Annotated in this window: 15 protein-coding genes; 3 read left to right on the forward strand and 12 right to left on the reverse strand. The window is 72.3% G+C overall.

Going from position 1 to position 17,977, the window contains the following annotated elements; translation table 11 throughout:
- Window positions 1-275: 275 nt before the first annotated feature.
- From IM777_RS14850 to IM777_RS14860, 3 genes are all read right to left on the reverse strand, one after another.
- Window positions 276-1,520 carry an FAD-binding protein gene (locus IM777_RS14850; protein WP_194383894.1) on the reverse strand — a complete coding sequence of 415 codons (1,245 nt, stop codon included), beginning with the start codon at window positions 1,518-1,520 and terminating at the stop codon, window positions 276-278.
- Window positions 1,521-1,703: 183 nt separating this feature from the next.
- Complete coding sequence (locus tag IM777_RS14855; RefSeq protein WP_194383895.1) at window positions 1,704-5,432, reverse strand: proline dehydrogenase family protein; 3,729 nt, start codon at window positions 5,430-5,432, stop codon at window positions 1,704-1,706.
- A 52-nt stretch (window positions 5,433-5,484) separates the two neighbouring features.
- Window positions 5,485-6,045 (reverse strand): thioesterase family protein, encoded by a 561-nt coding sequence (locus IM777_RS14860; protein ID WP_194383896.1) that lies wholly within the window; start codon window positions 6,043-6,045, stop codon window positions 5,485-5,487.
- 197 nt (window positions 6,046-6,242) lie between these two features.
- On the opposite strand from IM777_RS14860, the gene IM777_RS14865 reads away from it, so the two are divergent.
- Window positions 6,243-6,749: a GNAT family N-acetyltransferase gene (locus IM777_RS14865; protein ID WP_071045967.1), complete on the forward strand. Its 507-nt coding sequence runs from the start codon at window positions 6,243-6,245 to the stop codon at window positions 6,747-6,749.
- A 5-nt stretch (window positions 6,750-6,754) separates the two neighbouring features.
- The gene (gene cofE / locus IM777_RS14870; protein WP_194383897.1) at window positions 6,755-7,519 is read left to right on the forward strand and encodes a coenzyme F420-0:L-glutamate ligase; all 765 of its coding nucleotides are present in this window, start codon (window positions 6,755-6,757) and stop codon (window positions 7,517-7,519) included.
- Window positions 7,520-7,887: 368 nt separating this feature from the next.
- On the opposite strand, the gene IM777_RS14875 is transcribed toward cofE, so the two are convergent.
- From IM777_RS14875 to IM777_RS14900, 6 genes are all read right to left on the reverse strand, one after another.
- Window positions 7,888-8,751: a hypothetical protein gene (locus tag IM777_RS14875; RefSeq protein WP_194383898.1), complete on the reverse strand. Its 864-nt coding sequence runs from the start codon at window positions 8,749-8,751 to the stop codon at window positions 7,888-7,890.
- Window positions 8,748-9,434 carry a response regulator gene (locus tag IM777_RS14880; RefSeq protein ID WP_194383899.1) on the reverse strand — a complete coding sequence of 229 codons (687 nt, stop codon included), beginning with the start codon at window positions 9,432-9,434 and terminating at the stop codon, window positions 8,748-8,750. Before IM777_RS14880 ends, IM777_RS14875 begins: the two co-directional genes overlap by 4 nt.
- Window positions 9,422-10,684, reverse strand: a complete 1,263-nt coding sequence (locus IM777_RS14885) for a sensor histidine kinase (protein ID WP_071045974.1) — start codon at window positions 10,682-10,684, stop codon at window positions 9,422-9,424. The genes IM777_RS14880 and IM777_RS14885 overlap by 13 nt, the downstream gene beginning before the upstream one ends.
- 88 nt (window positions 10,685-10,772) lie before the next feature.
- Window positions 10,773-11,693 (reverse strand): cytochrome b/b6 domain-containing protein, encoded by a 921-nt coding sequence (locus IM777_RS17290; protein WP_228480844.1) that lies wholly within the window; start codon window positions 11,691-11,693, stop codon window positions 10,773-10,775.
- 824 nt (window positions 11,694-12,517) lie between these two features.
- On the reverse strand, window positions 12,518-13,486 hold the full coding sequence (locus tag IM777_RS14895) for an electron transfer flavoprotein subunit alpha/FixB family protein (protein WP_194383901.1): 969 nt from the start codon (window positions 13,484-13,486) through the stop codon (window positions 12,518-12,520).
- A 10-nt stretch (window positions 13,487-13,496) separates the two neighbouring features.
- Window positions 13,497-14,273 (reverse strand): electron transfer flavoprotein subunit beta/FixA family protein, encoded by a 777-nt coding sequence (locus IM777_RS14900; RefSeq protein ID WP_194383902.1) that lies wholly within the window; start codon window positions 14,271-14,273, stop codon window positions 13,497-13,499.
- A gap of 92 nt (window positions 14,274-14,365) precedes the next feature.
- On the opposite strand from IM777_RS14900, the gene IM777_RS14905 reads away from it, so the two are divergent.
- Window positions 14,366-14,902: a MarR family winged helix-turn-helix transcriptional regulator gene (locus IM777_RS14905; protein WP_071045981.1), complete on the forward strand. Its 537-nt coding sequence runs from the start codon at window positions 14,366-14,368 to the stop codon at window positions 14,900-14,902.
- Between the two features lie 98 nt (window positions 14,903-15,000).
- On the opposite strand, the gene IM777_RS14910 is transcribed toward IM777_RS14905, so the two are convergent.
- The 3 genes from IM777_RS14910 to IM777_RS14920 are packed head-to-tail and all read right to left on the reverse strand — an operon-like array spanning window position 15,001 to window position 17,872.
- Window positions 15,001-15,777, reverse strand: a complete 777-nt coding sequence (locus IM777_RS14910) for an enoyl-CoA hydratase (RefSeq protein WP_071045983.1) — start codon at window positions 15,775-15,777, stop codon at window positions 15,001-15,003.
- Window positions 15,774-16,691: a 3-hydroxyisobutyrate dehydrogenase gene (mmsB, locus tag IM777_RS14915; protein WP_194383903.1), complete on the reverse strand. Its 918-nt coding sequence runs from the start codon at window positions 16,689-16,691 to the stop codon at window positions 15,774-15,776. Before mmsB ends, IM777_RS14910 begins: the two co-directional genes overlap by 4 nt.
- Entirely contained in the window at window positions 16,688-17,872 is a 1,185-nt protein-coding gene (locus IM777_RS14920; protein ID WP_228481137.1) for an acyl-CoA dehydrogenase family protein, read from the reverse strand. Before IM777_RS14920 ends, mmsB begins: the two co-directional genes overlap by 4 nt.
- Between the last annotated feature and the right edge of the window lie 105 nt (window positions 17,873-17,977).

Here is a 17,977-nt window from a genome sequence, read left to right on the forward strand (position 1 = left end):
GCGGTCCTGTCCCCGCCGTGGATCGCACGAGGAGAAGCGGCGGCCCGGGCACGCCGGAGTCCATTGTGGCACGATGCGCGCTCGGTCGGAGATTCACGCCGAGGTCGCGCCGGACGGGCGCATCCGGCACGCGTCGTCGTCGGAGATTCGCGCCGATGTCGGAGGATCTGCGCCGAATCCTCCGACATCCGGCCGATTCTCCGACATCGGCGGGGCGGGGGGCGGGGGGCGGAGCGGAGCGGGGGCCGGGTGGGCCGGGGCGGGTGAGGATGCGGTCAGAGGCCGAGGGCGGCGAGGTAGGCGTTGCCGAAGCGGCGGCCGGGGTCGAGGCGGTCCCGCAGCGCGGTGAAGTCCCGCCAGCGGGGGTAGCGGGCGGCGAGGGTCGCGGCATCCATCGCGAAGACCTTGCCCCAGTGCGGGCGCGCCGAGTCCGGCAGCGCCTCCTCGATGAGCGGCAGCACCGCACCGACGGCATTCGGGTCGAGGCGCCACGTGAAGTGCAGACCGACGGTGTCGCGGCCGTACGCGGCACTCAGCCACAGGTCGTCGGCCGCCATCGTGCGCACCTCGCACACCTGCAGCGCCGGGGCGATCCGCGGCGCGAGGCGGCGAAGCGCATCGATCGCCGCAGGGGCGTCGGCGCGATCGACGAGGTACTCGCTCTGCAGCTCGTCGCCCGCCGACGGAGTGAACTCGAGGCGGAAGTGCGGCAACCGCGCGAACCACGGACCGGGTTCGCCGCCCTGCACGGTGCACGGGGCGGGGTCGATGCCCGGCAGCGGATGCCGCGGCCCGTCGGCCTCGCGCCCGCCGAGCGCGCGCAGCGCGTCGTGATCAGCGTGCCCCGGGCGGGCCTTCACCCACACCTGGCCGATCGCGTCGGCGTCCTGCCACGTCGTGAACATGCTCACACTGTCGCCGGCGCCGGTCACGGCGGAGATCTCCGGCAGCACGTCGTCCCACCGGACGCCTTCGAACACCGTCTGCGCGATCTCGTACGCCGGCTCGACCTCGAGGGTCAGGTGGGTGACCACGCCGAGTGCCCCGAGCCCCACGACGGCACCGGCGAAGTCGGCGTCGCCGCGGCGCAGCACGAGGGTTTCCCCCTCGGCGGTCACGAGTTCCACCGCCGTCACCTGGGTGCCCAGGGTGCCGATCCGGTCGCCGGACCCGTGCGTCCCGGTCTGCACCGCACCGGCGACGGAGATGTGCGGCAGCGAGGCGAGGTTGGCGAGTGCCACACCGGCGGCGTCGAGGGCCGGCACGACGTCGCCGTGGCGGAGACCGGCCGGCACGCGCGCGAGGCCGGCGGCCGCATCCACCTCGACCTCGCCCGGCAGGTGGGCGAGCGAGACGAGCACGCCCTCGGTGTCGGCGATGTCGGTGAAGGAGTGGCGGCTGCCGAGGGCTCGCACGCGGGGCTCCTCCACGACGATGGCAGCGAGCTCGTCGAGGCTTCGGGGTTCAGCGATGCGCCGCGCCCGGTAGGTGACATTGCCGGCCCAGTTGCGCTCGCTCATCCCCTCATTCCAGCATGCCTGCGACACGCGGCGCCGCTGTTTCGAAACCGCACCGTCGGAGATTCGCGCCGATGTCGGAGAATCCGCGCCGAATCCTCCGACCTCGGGGCGATTCTCCGACATCCGGGCGGCCGGCACGGGGTCCGCGAGGCCGCCTCAGACCGAGATCCTTCACCCCGCGGGTCAGATCACCGCGTCGGACCACGGGTCGGGGTTGCCGAACCGGTGGGCGGTGATCGAGACGGCCTGCTCGTGCAGGAAGGGCAGCAGCTCGATGCGACCGGCCGTGGTGACCTCCGAGTCGTACACGGCGAGATCGGGATCGCCGCCCGTCCCCTCGGCGAGCGCGCGGTGCAGCGGCGGCAGGGAGTCGCGGGTTCCGACCAGCCGCGCCCGAGGGGGTCGGTTCGGCAGGGTCATCCGCCCGATCCACTCCGCATCGCTCTCGACGTAGACGGTCACGCCGTGGTCGTCGAGCGTGCGCCGCACTTCGGCCGGCAGCCCCACCGGCGCACTGACGGTGATCGACGAACCGGAGCGGATGCCGGCGACGATCACGCGCAGCAGCGCCTGCCAGGTCGCGTCGCCCGCCGCCCGCACCGCGACGTCGACCGGGCGATAGCGGAACAGGTTCCGCTCGATGCCGAGCCCCGACACGTCGCGCACCTGGCCGAACTCCCGACTCCACACCACCGCATCCGACAGCGCACCCCGACGCAGCCAGTCGAAGGCGTCGTACGACAGCGACGGCTGGGCGGATTCGATGACGGCGGTGATGCGGGAGTCGAGCCCCTTCAGGTGGAGCGTCTGCGAGCCGGCCCCACCGGGGGTCGGCCGCCACGAGCCGAGCCCGATGAGGTAGTTCGGTCCGCCCGCCTTCGCTCCCGGCCCGACCGACGAGCGCTTCCACCCGCCGAAGGGCTGACGCTGCACGATCGCACCCGTGATGCCGCGGTTGACGTAGAGATTGCCGGCCTGCACGCCGTCGAGCCACCGGGCGAGGTCGTCGGGGCTCTGCGTGTGCAGGCCCGCTGTCAGGCCGTACGCGACGGCGTTCTGGAGGTCGATGGCCTCCTCGAGCGACGCGGCGTGCATGATGCCGAGCACGGGCCCGAAGAACTCCTCGAGATGCATGCGCGATCCCGGCTGCACCCCGACGCGCACTCCCGGCGTCCACAGACGACCGTCGTATGCGGGTCCGGCGTCGAGCAGGGTCGGCTCCACGAGCCACTGCTCGCCGTCGTCGAGGGTCGAAAGCGCCCACTCCAGCTTGCCCTGCGGCTTCTCGATGACCGGGCCCACCTCGGCGAGCGGATCCGTCGGCGGCGCGACGCGCAGCGATCGCACCGCGTCGACGAGCTGCCGGGAGAACCGCCTCGACCGCCCGACCGGGCCGACGAGGATGGCCAGCGACGCCGCCGAGCACTTCTGACCGGCATGACCGAAGGCGCTCTTGACGAGGTCGGATGCGGCGAGGTCGAGGTCGGCGGAGGGCGTGACGATCACGGCGTTCTTGCCGCTCGTCTCGGCCAGCAGCGGCAGATCGGGGCGCCACGAGCGGAACAGCGCGGCGGTGTCCCACGAGCCGGTGAGGATGACGCGGTCGACGTCGGGATGAGCGATGAGTCGTCGGCCGAGGTCGGCCTCGTCGATGTCGACGAACGCGAGCACGTCACGGGGCACCCCGGCGGACCACAGCGCTTCGGCGACGACCGCCGCGCAGCGCCGCGACGGCGGCGCGGGCTTGAACACGACGCCCGACCCGGCGGCGAGCGCGGCCAGCACGCCGCCCGCGGGGATCGCGATCGGGAAGTTCCACGACGGGGCGACGACGGTGACGCTCGACGGCAGGAACAGCGCGCCGCCCACGCGGTCGAGCTCGCGCGCGGTCGCCGCGTAGTAGTTCGCGAAGTCGACCGCTTCGCTGACCTCGACATCGGCCTCGGCGAACACCTTCCCCGTCTCCGAGGCGGCGACCTCGATGAGCTCCCCCCTCCGCGCCTCCAGGGCGCGCGCGGCGGCCTGGAGCACGGTCGCCCGCTCGGAGGCCGGGCGCGCACCCCACGCGCGCGCCGCATCCCGCACGCCCTGCACGGCGCGATCGAGGTCGGCCTCGTCGTTCACACGGGATGCCGCGACGACGCTCTCCCCCGCGGTCGAGGTCGCGACGCGGGCGAGGATGTCGGCCGCCCACGCCCGGTTGGCTGCGAGCGCCGGGTCGGAGTCCGGCGTGTTGACGAACCCTGGCGCGCCGGCCGCGGGCGCCAGCGTGCGACGTTCGCGCTCGGAGAAGACGGCGGTGTCGACGAACGCCTCGCCGCCGAACCGCACGGCGTCGCCGAACGAGCCGAAGGGCGTCGCGTCGGTGTCGCCATCGTCACCGGAGGAGCGCGCGATGCCGAGGACGGCCTGCGTGAGCCCGCTCTCGGCGGGCGTGCCGGTCTGCGCCTGCTCCGGTTCGCGCAGCACGGCGCGGGCCCCGCCCGCGACGGCGCGCGCGTCGTCGGCATCGGGCTGGGCAGCGCGATCCTGCGCGCGGTTCGGCCCGGCCGGTAGCGACGGGTCGGCGGCCCGAGCCACCGATGCGAGAAAGCGGTCGCGCTCGCGGTCGAACAGCTCGGAGTCCTCGGCGATCTCGAACGCCGCCGACAGGAAGTTCTCGCTCGACGCGTTCTCCTCCAGCCGCCGCACCAGGTAGCTGATCGCGACGTCGAACTCATCCGGCCGCACCACGGGCACATAGAGCAGCACGTGTCCCACCTCTTGGGCGACCGCGGCCACCTGCCCCTGGGCCATGCCCAGCAGCATCTCCATCTCGAGGTCGTCCGAGACGCCGCGGTCGCCGGCGAGCAGCCACGCGTAGGCGATGTGGAACAGGTTGTGCCCGGCGACCCCGAGACGCACGGCGGCGGTGTTCTCCGGCCGCAGCGCGTGATCGAGGCACCGCACGTAGTTCGCGTCGGTGTCGACCTTCGCGTCGTAGGTGGCGAGCTCCCACCCGTGCAGCACCGCGTCGACGCGCTCCATCGCGAGATTCGCGCCCTTCACCAGCCGCACCTTGATGCGCGCGCCCCCGGCGGCCACGCGCTGCCGGGCCCACGCAGTGAGCTGCTGCAGCGCCGGCAGCGCATCCGGCAGGTAGGTCTGCAGCACGATGCCGGCCTCGAGACCGGCCAGGCGGGGGTCTTCGAGGATGCGCGTGAAGACGGCGATGGTCAGGTCGAGGTCGCGGTACTCCTCCATGTCGAGATTGATGAAGGTGTCGTCGGAGGCCGCCGACAGGTAGAGGGGCAGGAGGCGTTCGACGACCGCGTCGACGACCTCGTCGAAGGCCCACATCGAGATGTGGCTCGCGATGGCGGAGACCTTGACCGAGACGTAGTCGACGTCGGGTCGACGGATGAGGTCGTGGATGCCGTCGAGCCGCCGTTTCGCCTCGGCCTCGCCGAGAACGGCCTCGCCGAGCAGATTCAGGTTGAGCCGCGCCCCGGATTCGCGCAGCCGCTCGATGGCCGGACCGAACTTGTCGGGGCGCGCATCCACCACCAGGTGCCCCACCATCTCCCGCAGCACCCGGCGCGCGATCGGCACGACCGGCGCGGGCAGCACCGGGGCGACGGCACCGCCGACCCGCACGGCGCCGCGCAGGTACCACGGCAGGAACTCGGGCACGAGCGGCGCGATGCGGTTGAGGCGCGAGGCGGCCGCACCCAGGCTCTCCGGGCGCATGACGCCGTCGACGAAGCCCATCGTGAACGGCAGCCCGTTGGCGTCCTTGAGCACCCCCGCGAGCCGCTGGGCGGCCGGGTCGGTCTCGACCTGCGCGGATTCGCGCGTCCAGCGCTTGGCGAGCGCGACGGCGCGGGCGGTGAGACTGTCCGAAGACACTCGCGACGGGGAGGGCTGGGACATACGCGAAGCCTACGTCGGCGCACCCGCGGAGCCGAGGAGCGATCCGGGCGATTCAGCCCCAGATGCTGGGGGCCTCGCGACGGGTCGAGGGAAGGGCTGAGGCGGACGCCCAGTCATGGATCCACGCATCGACGTCGGGGATGCCCTCGGGGCGGCCGACCGCGCCGAACAGCTCCTCGTGGGAGAGGGTGCCGCCGCTGCGCTTCATCATGCGGGCGCGGATGACGGCACGGGCATAGACCTCGCCGTCGACCACCGCGCGATGCTCGAGGTACACCGCCCGGTCGTCGTGCCCGATGAGCCGCGACTCGACGTCGAATCGCTGCCACAGGTTCAGCGACTTGCGGAAGGTCACCGTCTCCGACGACACGACGGCGTACCAGCCGTGCCGGCGCATCGCGCCGAGCAGCCCGGTGCGGGTGAGCAGGTCCCACCGCCCGAGGTCGAACAGCGAAAGGTATCTGCCGTTGTTCATGTGCTGCAGGATGTCGATGTCGGTCGGCAGGGTCGTCAGGCGGATGCGTCCGACCGCCGTCGGCGACATGGCCCCCTCGCGGCGCATGCGCCGGCGTGCGAGCAGGATCGTCAGCAGGGTGCGCCACCACACATTCACGAGCGCCGATGGTAGCGATTCACGACGTCCCGCGCGATCCGGTTGTCGGAACGGCACAAATCCCTCGCGCGGCGCGCATCCGGCTCTCGCGCGGCGCGCATCCGTTCCTGCGCGCGGCGCGCATCCGTTCCCGTGCTCGTCGCCCGGCGTTCACCGGCGGATTTCCGGCCGGGCGCGGCCGAGCGTAGAGTCACCGCATGGAAGCCGAACTGCAGACCGACATCGTCGTCCGTCCGGTCCGGGACGTGGATGCCGTCGACCTCGGTCGAGTGCACGCGACCTGCTGGCACGAGACCTATGACCACCTCATCAGCAAGGCCGCGCTGGAGAAGGTGTCGCCACGACGCCTGGCGGAACTCTGGACCCACTGGGCCGTGCAGGGCGACGACTTCCGGATGTTCGCCGCACTCGTCGAGGGCGAGATCGTCGGGTTCGCCGGATCCGGTCCCGCCCGCGACAAGGATGCCGTGCGCAACCGCGAGCTGTACTTCATCTACCTGCTCGACGCGTGGCACGGCACCGGCATCGGCCAGAAGCTCTTCGACGCGGTCGTGCCCGCCGACGAGGAGATCTATCTCTGGGTCGCCGAGGACAACCCGCGCGCTCACCGCTTCTACACCCGCAACGGCTTCACGCTCGACGGCGCGACCCACACCGAGCCCTTCCTCGGTGAGACGCTGACCGAAGTGCGCTTCGTGCGCTGACCGGCGTGCTGCAGGCGTGGGCCCTCGAGGGCATCCCCGAGGTCTCACCCGGTGACGATCTGGTCGCCCTGATCGCCGACGCCGTCGCGCACGGCGTTCCGCTGGCCGACGGCGACATCGTCGTGGTGACCTCGAAGATCGTGTCCAAGGCCGAGGGCCGCATCCTGCATGCCGACGACCGCGAAGACGCCATCACCGAGCAGACCGTGCGACTGGTCGCCTCGCGCACGAGCCCGACCGGACACGTGACGCGCATCGTGGAGAATCCCCTCGGCATCGTCTCGGCCGCCGCCGGAGTGGATGCCTCCAACACCCCCGATGGCACGGTGCTGCTGCTGCCCGCGGACCCCGACGCCTCGGCCCGCGCGATCGCGTCCGGCCTGCGAGAGCGCTGCGGCGCCCGCATCGGCGTGCTCGTGACCGACACGCTCGGCCGCGCATGGCGCGAGGGTCAGACCGACCACGCGATCGGCGCCGCCGGCGTGCACGTGTTCGAAGACCTGCGCGGGCACACCGACACCGAAGGCCGACCCCTCGTGGTGACGATGCCGTGCGTCGCCGACGAGATCGCGGGTGCCGCCGACCTCGTCAAGGGCAAGGCCGCGGGGCTGCCCGTCGCCGTCGTCCGGGGGCGCGCCGACCTCGTCGGCGACCTCGACCTGCCCGGCGCCCGCACGATCGTGCGCCCCGCCGAGCGCGACATGTTCCGGCAGGGCGCCGACGAGGCCTACGCCGAGGGGTACGCCGCCGGCCGCGCCGCGCGCGCCTGAGCGCGGCCCTCAGCTGCCGTCACCCTGGGGCCCGCGCCACCCTGAGGCCCGCGCCACCTCAAGGCCACCGCGCGCGCCTCAAACCGTGTGCGCCTCAAGAGGAGATCCCGCTCCGAGAGGACGCTTCGTTGCGGATCCGTCCTCTCCAGCCGGGTTCTCCTCTTGAGCGCCGGACCGGATCCGGGCGCGGGCAGGGGCGCGGGCAGGATGCGGCCGCGGGTCCGAGGCCCCGAGGCCTCAGCGTGCGCCTCAAACCGCGTGCGCCTCAGGAGGAGATCCCGCTCCCAGAGGACGCTTCGTTGCGGATCCGTCCTCTCCAGCCGGGATATCCTCCCGGCCGCGGGACCGCGCGCGCCTGAGCGCGGCCCTCAGCTGCCGGGGATGAGGCGGAGGTCGCCGGCGGAGACGTCTCCGGAGATGCGGTGGGCGGCGTCGGGCGAGGTCTGCAGCCGGTTGGTCACCTCACCGGCCGACACGTCGACGTCGACGGCATAGACGTCGTCGGGGACGACCAGGCGGAGGGATCCGGCGCTCACCGACACCTGCAGGGCGTCGGGGGCGCTCCCGCCGAGTCGCGCGACGATCTCCCCGGCGCTGACGTCGAAGCGCCCGTCGGCCACGTCCGACACATCGAGCCCGATCTTGCCGGCGCTCACGTCGGCGACGACGCCGTCGGCGGTGCCGCCGAGGTCGATCTCCCCGGCGCTGACGGACACGTCGACCTCGCCCCAGTCAGCGTCCGCGACGATGCGTCCCGCGGCGAGGTCCAGCGCCGCATCCATTCCGGCCCCTTCGAGTCGCTCGGGCAGCACCAGCACGGCGCTGCCGTTGCCGCCGAAGAGCCACGGGATGCCGAAGAACTCGTCCGGGGTCGAGACGGCGAGGCGGTCGCCGTCGCGCTCGAGCCGCCATTGGTCGGCGGCGGCTGCGCGCGACACGTCGAGGCGCGCCTCGTCGACGTCGGCGAATTCGACGCGCAGCTCGGCGGCCGTGACGTCGACGTCGAGGGTGCGCACGCCGACCGCGTCCGCGGTGTGCGATGCGTCATCGACCATCGCCGCGCCCACGGCCCGGAACGACGTCGCGACCAGCGCCCCGACGATCACGACCACGCCGAACGCGATCGTGAGGATCGCGATGACGGTCGACGACGCGCGCGTGCGCGACGGCGGCGCGGTCGGCGCAGGGGCGGCCGGCGGCTGCTCAGGCGGTGGGGTGAGGGTGTCGGTCATGACGGTTCTCCTGTCTGCGGGGCGCCGGTGACGGGGCCGCCGTGCTCGAGGTGGGCGAGCACGGCCAGGACGCGCCGGTTCCCCGATTCGTCCTGTTCGAGGTCGAGCTTCTGGAAGACGGCGGTGATGTGCTTCTCGACGCTGCCCTCGCTGACGAAGAGGGTGCGCGCGATCGCGTGATTGGACTTCCCCTCCGCGATGAGGGCGAGAACGCTCGCCTCCCGGTCGGTGAGGCGGCTCATCCGTTCGTCGAGGGCGCGGCGCGACAGCAGCTGCGCGACGACCTCGGGGTCGAGGATGGTGCCGCCGGCACCGATCCGCTCGACGCTCTCGACGAACTCGCCCACGTCGGCGACGCGGTCCTTCAGGAGGTAGCCGAGGGCTCCTCCCTTGCCGGCGATGAGGTCGCTGGCGTAGCGCTCCTCGACGTACTGCGAGAGCACGAGCACCGGCAGCTGCGGGTCGGCGGCGCGCAGCCGCAGGGCGGCGCGGATGCCCTCGTCGGTCCGCGTCGGCGGCAGCCGCACGTCGAGGATGCACAGGTCGGGCGAGACCTCGACGACGGTGTCGTCGAGCCGCGTCGCGTCGGAAAGGGCGGCGACCACCTCGTGGCCGGCGTCGGCGAGCAGGCGCACCAGGCCCTCCCGCAGCAGTGCGGAGTCTTCGCAGATCAGGATGCGCATGGCACCGTCACCTCCACCGTCGTCGGGCCCCCGCCGGGACTGTCGAGGCGGAACGTGCCGCCGACGCCGAGCACGCGATTGGCGATGCCGTCGAGTCCGCCGCCGGCGACGACGCGGGCACCGCCCACGCCGTTGTCTTCGATGCGGGCCCAGAGCGTGCCCTCCTCGCGCAGCCGCACGAGCACGCGCGCTTCGGTCCCCCGAGAGTGCTTGGCGGCGTTGGTGAGCGACTCGGCGATGACGAAGTACACCGCGGCCTCGGCGGCCGGACCGCACCGGCCGGGAACGCGCACGTCGAGGGTGACCGGCACCGGCGAGCGGGCGGCGAGCGCCGACAGGGCGGCGTCGAGTCCGCGGTCGTCGAGGACCGAGGTGTGGATGCCGCGGGCGAGCTGGCGCAGCTCGGTGATCGCGGCCTTCGTCGAGGTGTGCGCCTCGGCGATCAGCTCCTTGGCGGCCTGCGGGTCGACGTCGACCTTCTGCTGGGCGAGGCCCAGCGTCATCCCGACCGAGACCAGTCTCGGCTGCACGCCGTCGTGGAGATCGCGCTCGATCCGGGTGCGCTCGACCTCGGCCGATCGCACCGCGCCGGCACGCTGCTCCTGGGAGAGTCGCGCTTCGTGGGCGAGCTGCGCTTCCCGGGAGGGAACGAGGATCGCCCGGCCGAGCACCCCGTGCAGGATGGCGAGTCCCACGAGGGCGGCGGATGCGGCGAGCGCCCCGACGATGCCCACGGGCACGGCGAGGGCCGACCCCACGTCGAGTCCGATGCCGAACAGACGCACGGTCTCGCCCGCGTACAGCGGTGCGAAGGCGCCGGCGATGCCCGCGATGACGGCCGTGAGGAGCGGGACGACGAGAAGACCGAGGACGGTCGAGACCGCGATGCTGGCGATGCCGCGCCACACGATCGGGTCGGTGAACTGCGCCCAGACCATGCGGAGGAACCCGCCGAATCCGGGGCGCGAAGAGCGGCGGACGCGGACCGGTGGCAGCTCCAGGCCGTAGAGGCCGTCGACGCGGGCGTACTCGAGCCACGCGGTGGCGTACATCGCGTAGACGAGCACGTAGAGCAGCAGCAGGCCGACGCCGAGAAGGGGCACGAGGCCCAGTCCGACCCCCAGCAGGGTGAACAGCACGGTGAAGACGGCGGGACCGATCACGCCGAGCGCGGCGAGCTGCGCGAGCGATCCGGCGATCATCGCCGGTGCGGCCGGCCGGCGTCCGGGTGGGGAGTCGGGAGTGGTCATGTCGACAACGGTACGACCGGCCCCCGGCGACGCGCGCCCGAGGGATCCGGAGATCCGACCGGGGGTTATCCCCCGTTCGCGGCTCCGCTCAGCGGCCCGACACCGACCCGAACAGGCGCGCGATGGGCGCCAGCACGAGCGGGCGTGCGGCGACCCAGGCGGCAGCGATCACCACGAGCGAGGCGGCGAAGATCCAGAACCCGGTCCAGTTGTCGGCGTAGGCGTTCGGATCGGCCGAGCCCTGCGCGGCGTACATGTGGTTGAGGTTGCGCAGCGCCCCGGTGGCGAAGACCAGCACGACGTGCACGAAGATGAACGCCACGAAGTAGAGCATCACCGGGAAGTGCACCGCGCGCGCCCACTCCACCGGATACACCCGGTTGAGCGTCTTGGCGTTCTTCGGCCACACCCCTGACATGCGCACGCCCGTGGCGATCGCCAGGGGTGCCGCGATGAAGACGACGCTGAGGTACGCCAGCTGCTGCAGGCTGTTGTAGTTCACCCACCCGTTCTCGGTGGGCCAGTCGAGCGTGAGGTACTGGATGCCGGCCGACAGCGCGTTGGGGAACACCTCCCACGAGGTCGGCACGATCCGCATCCATTGACCCGTGACGAACAGCAGCACGACGAACACGACGCCGTTGGCGATCCAGAGGATGTCGAGCGCCTGGTGGAACCACAGGTTCAGGCTGATCTTGCGCTTGCGGTTCTTTCGCGGGGACCAGAACGCCGTCGGCCGCTTCTCGGTGCGCACGCGCAACCCGGTGCGGATGATCAGCAGGATGAAGAACGTGTTGAGGAAGTGCTGCCATCCGAGCCACGCGGGCAGACCCACCGGCGCCCCCTCCGGCAGGTGGTACTCGCCCGGGAACGCGGTGAGGAACGCCTGCAGCGGCTCGGTGCTCGCGAGCCACCGCATCGCCAGCACGAGCATCGCGGCCGCGTAGACCACGGCGATGCCGCCGACGACCACCGCCCCGACCCACTGCAGCGGCGTGAAGGGACCCATGCGACGGGGCTCGGATGCGGGCGGCGCCGTCCGCGGCGCCCGCCCGTGCCACACCGTGCGCGTGAACGGCAGGGGCTGCGTCAGGTCGGCCCGCGCCGCCACGGCGGCGGCCGGCGTTTCGGGTGCACCGCCGGGTCTCGGCGTGGCATCCGTCTCGGGCGCCACCGCGGCGGGGGCCGGCCGGACGGGTGCCGGGGGCCACGGCTCCCCACCGCGAACCCGCGGCAGCCCGCGGCGGACAGCCCCGCCACCCACCGACTTCCCCTGTTCCGCAGTCGGGCTACCCCGTTCCGCAGTCACTTTCTGTGGGTCAAGCGCGCCCACACCCGCAGCTTCTGACTGCGGAGCGGCGGGCGCGGCAGGCGCGGCAGGCGCGGCGGGCTCGGTCGGCCGGGCCGTCGGCGCGACCGGTTCCGCCGCCGTGGTCTGCGGACCCAAAGCCGCCGCGCCAGCCGATGCCGCGGCGGAAGCGGAGGCGGGCGGCCACGGGTCGCCGCCCTTCACCCTCGGCAGGCCGCGGCGCAGCGTCGACGCCGCCGCGGACCCCACATCCCGCTCCGCAGTCACATTCGACGCATCCACACCCGAAACACCCGCAGAAACCGACTGCGGAACAGAACCGTGCACCCCCACATCCCGCTCCGCAGTCACATTCGACGCATCCACACCCGAAACACCCGCAGAAACCGACTGCGGAACGGGGGCGTCGGCGGGCGGCACCGCATTTACGGACGGAACGGGGGCGTCGACGGGCGGCCACGGCTCTCCGCTCGGCCGCCGCGGCAGCCCCTGCCGCACGGTGCGCGCGTAGGTCGCCATCCGCGCTACTTCCGCTTCGCCTCGAGCGCCGCGATCAGCTGCGGCACGATGGTGAAGAGGTCGCCGACGACGCCGAAGTCGGCGATGTCGAAGATCGGGGCGTCGCCGTCCTTGTTGATCGCGACGATCGTCTTGGCCGTCTGCATCCCGGCCTTGTGCTGGATGGCGCCGGAGATTCCGAGGGCGATGTACAGCTGCGGCGACACCGATACGCCGGTCTGCCCGACCTGGAACGACGCCGGCACGTACCCCGCGTCGACCGCGGCCCGAGAGGCGCCGACGGCGGCGCCGAGGGCGTCGGCGAGCTGCTCGACGAGGGCGAACCTCTCTTCGGAGCCGAGCCCGCGACCCCCCGAGACGACCTTGGCCGCGCCGCGCAGCTCCGGTCGCGACGACGAGACGGCGGCTTCGGCGACGGCGCCGACGGTCGCCGCCTTCCGGCCCGACGGAGCGACCTCGAGCGTCTCGATGACCGGATCGGCGACGGCATCGGCGCGCGCCTCGATCGAGCCCTGGCGCACGGTGATGATGGGTGCACCCCACGTGACGGACGCATCCACGTCGTACGACCCGCCGTACACCGAGTGGTGCGCGATCACGCCTTCGTCGTCGCGCGAGACACCGACGGCGTCGACGCACAGGCCGGATCGACGCCGGGCGGCGAGGCGCCCGGCGACCTCGCGCCCTTCGATCGAGTGGGCCGTCAGGACCGCATCCGGGTCGACCAGCTCGACGGCCGCCGCCAGCGCGTCGACGGCCGGAACCGTGAGTCCCTCGCCCGCCGGGGCGACCAGCACCGTGCCGGCTCCGAGAGCCGCGGCATCGTGCGCCAGCTTCTCCGCGCCGACGAGGACGGCGATCGGCGTGCCGACCTGCGACGCGGCTCCGATCAGACCCGCGGCCGACTTCGTCAGCTCGCCCGCGGGCGTCGCCTCGAGGAGCACCAGCACCGCATCCTTCGCGTATTCCGCCATGTCGTCGCTCCTATGCCAGCCGGTTCTCGACGAGGAAGTCCGCGAGCTTCTCGCCCGCGTCACCCTCGTCGACGATCTTGACCCCCGCCGCGCGGGGCGGCTTCTCGGCGATGCCGATCATGATCGATCGCGACCACCGCCCGTCGAGCGGGTCGATGTCGAGATCCGCGAGGGTCAGCGTCTCGAAGGGCTTCTTCTTCGCGGCCATGATCCCCTTGAAATTCGCCATGCGCGGGTCGGGTAGCGCCTCGGTGATCGAGATCACCGCCGGGAGCGACGCGGACACCTCCATGGTCCCCGCGTCGCTCGCGCGCACACCTGCGACCTCCACGTCGCCGATCCGCACACTCGTCAGCGCGGTGGCGGCGGGGACGTCGAGCAGTTCGGCGATCATCGCCGGCAGCACGCCGCCGGTGCCGTCGGTGGAGAGATTTCCGGTGATCGCGAGATCGAATCCGATGCGGTCCAGGGCTGCGGCGAGCACCTGCGCGGTGAGGCCGAGGTCGGCGCCCACGAGGCCCTCGTCCACGACCTGCACCGCGGATGCCGCCCCCATCGCGAGACCTCGGCGCAGCGACGTCGTCGCCGCATCCGGCGCCATCGACAGCAGGACGACCTCGGCGTCGCCCGACGCATCGGCATGGGCGAGAGCGACCTCGAGGGCCCGTTCGCCGATCTCATCGAGAACCCGGTCCCCGGCGTCGCGCTGCGCGAGGCCGGTCTCGAGATCGAGCACGCGGTCACCGTAGGTATCCGGGACCTCCTTGACCAGGACCACGATCTTCATCAGGCTCCGCTCCTTCGTCGTGTCGAGTCTATGCGCGCGCCACCGGCCGGGCCCGCTGGGCTAGCGTGGAGACGACGACCCGGAGGTGGAGGATGGCCCGACAGCGCCCCCTGCCCATCGACCCGCTCGCCGAGGCGAAGCGCCAGTGGGTGGCTCACGGCTGGACGGATGCCGCCACCGGCATGTCGGTGGTCACCTCGGTGATCCGCGCGCAGCAGATCCTCATGGCCCGCATCGATGCGGCGCTGAAGCCGTTCGGCCTGTCGTTCGCGCGGTACGAGATGCTGCGGCTGCTCGCCTTCACGCGCGACGGGCGCATGCCGATGGCCAGCGCGATCGCGCGCCTGCAGGTGCATCCCACGAGCGTCACGAACACGGTGGACCGGCTCGTGCGCGCCGAGCTCGCCGCCCGCGAGCCGCACCCGGTCGATGGACGCGCCGCGATGCTCGTGCTCACCGACGCCGGCCGCGACGTGGTCGAGCGCGCGACGGTGGCGCTGAACGCCGAGGTGTTCGAGAACGTCGGTCTCGACGACGGCGACGCCGAAGAGCTTGCCGGCATCATCGCGCGGATGCGCAAGGACGCCGGCGACTTCACCGACCCGCGTCCGGTGCCCGACCCGCTCTGAGCTCCCGCGCATCCAGACCCGGGCGGGCGTCCGAGACCCGGCCGCACGCACCCCGGTCTCGGCGGTGCGCCCGGGTCTCGCGGATGAACGGGTCGGCATCAGCGGTGGGTGAAGTGCGGCGGGCGCTTCTCGCGGAAGGCTGCCATGCCCTCCTTCTGGTCGGCGGTGTCGAAGAGCGCGGCGAAGGCCTGCCTCTCGTAGCGCAGCCCCTCCGCCAGCGACGACTCCTGCGCGGCGGCGAGGGCGGCCTTGGCGGCGTACAGCGACGGCAGCGACTTCTCGGCGATCGTCGACGCGGTCTTCTCCGCCTCCTCGATCAGGTCGGCGGCCGGCACGACACGTGAGACGAGACCGGAACGCTCGGCCTCGGCAGCATCCATCGTGCGACCGGTGAGGATGAGCTCGGCCGCCTTGTACGGGCCGATCGCGCGCAGCAGGCGCTGCGTGCCGCCCATGCCGGGGATGACGCCGAGGTTGATCTCGGGCTGACCGAATCTCGCGGTGTCGGCGGCGAGGATGACATCGCACATCATGGCGAGCTCGCATCCGCCGCCGAGGGCGTATCCCGAGACGGCGGCGATCACCGGCGTGCGCACCGCCGCGAAGCGCGCCCACTGGCCGAAGTGATCGTCCATCGTCATCTCGAGGCCCGACTTGTCGGCCATCTCCTTGATGTCGGCGCCGGCGGCGAACGCCTTCTCCGACCCGGTCAGCACGATGGCGCCGATGCGCTCGTCGGCGTCGAAGCGGGTGGCGGCGTCGACGACCTCGCGCATCACCGTCGTGTTGAGCGCGTTGAGCGCCTCGGGACGGTGGAGGGTGATCCAGCCGACGCGGCCGCGCGTGTCGGAACGGATGGTCTCGTAGTCGATCATGCGGTGCTCCTCGGATCGTCGGACGGGGCGCGGACGCTCTCGATGATGCCCGAGAAATCGCGCCCGGCCCCACCGCCGTCGACGAATTCACGGTAGATCGTGCGGGCGAGCATGCCCATCCGCGCGTCGACACCGGTGAGCTCGACGGCCTTCTCGGCGAGCCCGAGATCCTTGTCCATCAGGGCGCCGGCGAATCCCGGCTCGAAGCCGCGGTTCGCGGGGCTCGACGGAACGAGCCCGGGCACCGGGCAGTTGGTGGTCAGCGCCCAGCACTGCCCCGACGCGTGAGCGGCGACGTCGAACAGGGCCCGGTGCGACAGACCGAGGCGCTCCCCCAGCACGAACGCTTCGGCCACCACGATCTGCGACGCCGCGAGGATCATGTTGTTGCACACCTTCGCCGCCTGCCCGAGTCCCGGTCCGCCGCAGTGCACGACGCGCGCACCCATCACCTCCAGCAGCGGCCGTGCCGCGTCGACGTCGGCATCCGACCCGCCGACCATGAACGTGAGCGTCGCGTTCTCGGCGCCGACCACCCCGCCCGAGACGGGCGCGTCGACGCTGCGCAGCCCCGCGGCCTCGGCGAGAGCATGCGCGGCGCGGGCCTCGTCGACGGCGATCGTGGAGCAGTCGACGAAGAGGATGCCGCCGGGGGCGGCGGCCAGCAGCCCCGGCCGCCCCGCACCGCCGCGGTAGGCGTCGATGACCTGGTGACCGGCGGCGAACATCGTGATGACGACCTCGGCGTCGGCGACCGCATCCGTCGCCGAGTCGACGACGCGCAGGCCGGAGGCGCGCGCCACCTCCCGCGCGCCGTCCACCACGTCGAACCCGACGACGTCGTGCCCGGCGCCGACGAGGTTGCGGGCCATCGGCAGGCCCATGTGGCCGAGACCGAGGAACGCGACCCTCATCGCGAGGCCCCGATCAGCTCGCGTCCGATGATGACGCGCATGATCTCGTTCGTGCCCTCGAGGATCTGGTGCACCCGCAGGTCGCGCACGATCTTCTCGATGCCGTAGTCGTGCAGATAGCCGTACCCGCCGTGCAGCTGCAGGGCGTCGTTCGCGACGCGGAATCCGACGTCGGTGGCGAACCTCTTGGCCATGGCGCACTGCATCGACGCGTCGTCGGATCGCTCATCGAGCGCCGCCGCCGCATCGCGCACCATGCCGCGCGCGGCCCGCAGATCAGTGGCCATGTCGGCGAGCGCGAAGACGACGGCCTGCTTCTCGGCGAGCGGCTCACCGAAGGTGAAGCGCTCCTGCACGTAGCGCGTCGCACGATCGAGGGCGGAGCGGGCGCCGCCGAGCGAACACGCGGCGATGCTCACCCGTCCCCCGTCGAGCGCGGACATCGCGATCCGGAACCCCTGGCCCTCGTCGCCGAGCATGGCCGAGGCGGGCACGCGCACCTCATCGAGGATGACCTGCGCCGTCGGCTGGGCGTTCCACCCCATCTTCTTCTCGGGAGCGCCGTAGGACATGCCCTCCGCATCGGCGGGGACGAGGAAGGCGCTGATGCCGCGCGCGCCGGGTTCGCCGGTGCGCGCCATCACGACGTACACGGATGCGACGCCGCCGCCCGAGATGAACTGCTTCACACCGGTGAGCACGTACTCGTCGCCGGAGCGGATCGCGCTGGTGGTGATGGCGGCGGCATCCGATCCCGCCCCGGGTTCGGTGAGGCAGTACCCGCCGAGGTCCGCCATCGCCGTCAGACGCGGCAGCCACTGCTCGCGCTGCGCACTCGAACCGTAGGTGTCGATCATCCACGCCACCATGTTGTGGATGCTGATGTAGGCCGCGACCGCCGGGTCCGCCGCCGCGAGCTCCTCGAAGATCAGCACGGCGTCGGAGCGAGACAGCGCGGAGCCGCCGGCGTCCTCGCGCACGGTGATCCCCCCGAGTCCGAGCTCGCCCGCGCGGTGCAGCACGTCTCGCGGGAAGTGCTTGCGCTCGTCCCACTCCAGAGCGTGCGGAGCGATCTCGGCGGCGGCGAAGTCCCGCACCGCATCGACGATGGCGGCGCGCTCCTCCGCAGTGCTCACCGACGGCGTGTTCATCGACCCCGTCCCCACCGACTGCGTGCTCATCGACATGCGATCTCCTTCGATCTCATCGGTTTCGCTCACGAGCAACGGCGCGCGCAGAGCATCTCGACTATTTTAGCTGGACATCCATATAATTCCCAGGCCTTC

Source organism: Microbacterium luteum (assembly GCF_015277875.1).
Taxonomy (GTDB): Bacteria; Actinomycetota; Actinomycetes; order Actinomycetales; family Microbacteriaceae; genus Microbacterium; species Microbacterium luteum.

Excerpts from the sequence above, each read along its gene's own strand:
- IM777_RS14850 (WP_194383894.1), bottom strand. The coding sequence starts at position 1,520 with ATGAGCGAGCGCAACTGGGCCGGCAATGTCACCTACCGGGCGCGGCGC.
- IM777_RS14855 (WP_194383895.1), bottom strand. The coding sequence starts at position 5,432 with ATGTCCCAGCCCTCCCCGTCGCGAGTGTCTTCGGACAGTCTCACCGCC.
- IM777_RS14865 (WP_071045967.1), top strand. The coding sequence starts at position 6,243 with ATGGAAGCCGAACTGCAGACCGACATCGTCGTCCGTCCGGTCCGGGAC.
- IM777_RS14875 (WP_194383898.1), bottom strand. The coding sequence starts at position 8,751 with ATGACCGACACCCTCACCCCACCGCCTGAGCAGCCGCCGGCCGCCCCT.
- IM777_RS14880 (WP_194383899.1), bottom strand. The coding sequence starts at position 9,434 with ATGCGCATCCTGATCTGCGAAGACTCCGCACTGCTGCGGGAGGGCCTG.
- IM777_RS14885 (WP_071045974.1), bottom strand. The coding sequence starts at position 10,684 with ATGACCACTCCCGACTCCCCACCCGGACGCCGGCCGGCCGCACCGGCG.
- IM777_RS17290 (WP_228480844.1), bottom strand. The coding sequence starts at position 11,693 with ATGGGTCCCTTCACGCCGCTGCAGTGGGTCGGGGCGGTGGTCGTCGGC.
- IM777_RS14895 (WP_194383901.1), bottom strand. The coding sequence starts at position 13,486 with ATGGCGGAATACGCGAAGGATGCGGTGCTGGTGCTCCTCGAGGCGACG.
- IM777_RS14900 (WP_194383902.1), bottom strand. The coding sequence starts at position 14,273 with ATGAAGATCGTGGTCCTGGTCAAGGAGGTCCCGGATACCTACGGTGAC.
- IM777_RS14905 (WP_071045981.1), top strand. The coding sequence starts at position 14,366 with ATGGCCCGACAGCGCCCCCTGCCCATCGACCCGCTCGCCGAGGCGAAG.
- IM777_RS14910 (WP_071045983.1), bottom strand. The coding sequence starts at position 15,777 with ATGATCGACTACGAGACCATCCGTTCCGACACGCGCGGCCGCGTCGGC.
- mmsB (WP_194383903.1), bottom strand. The coding sequence starts at position 16,691 with ATGAGGGTCGCGTTCCTCGGTCTCGGCCACATGGGCCTGCCGATGGCC.
- IM777_RS14920 (WP_228481137.1), bottom strand. The coding sequence starts at position 17,872 with ATGAGCACGCAGTCGGTGGGGACGGGGTCGATGAACACGCCGTCGGTG.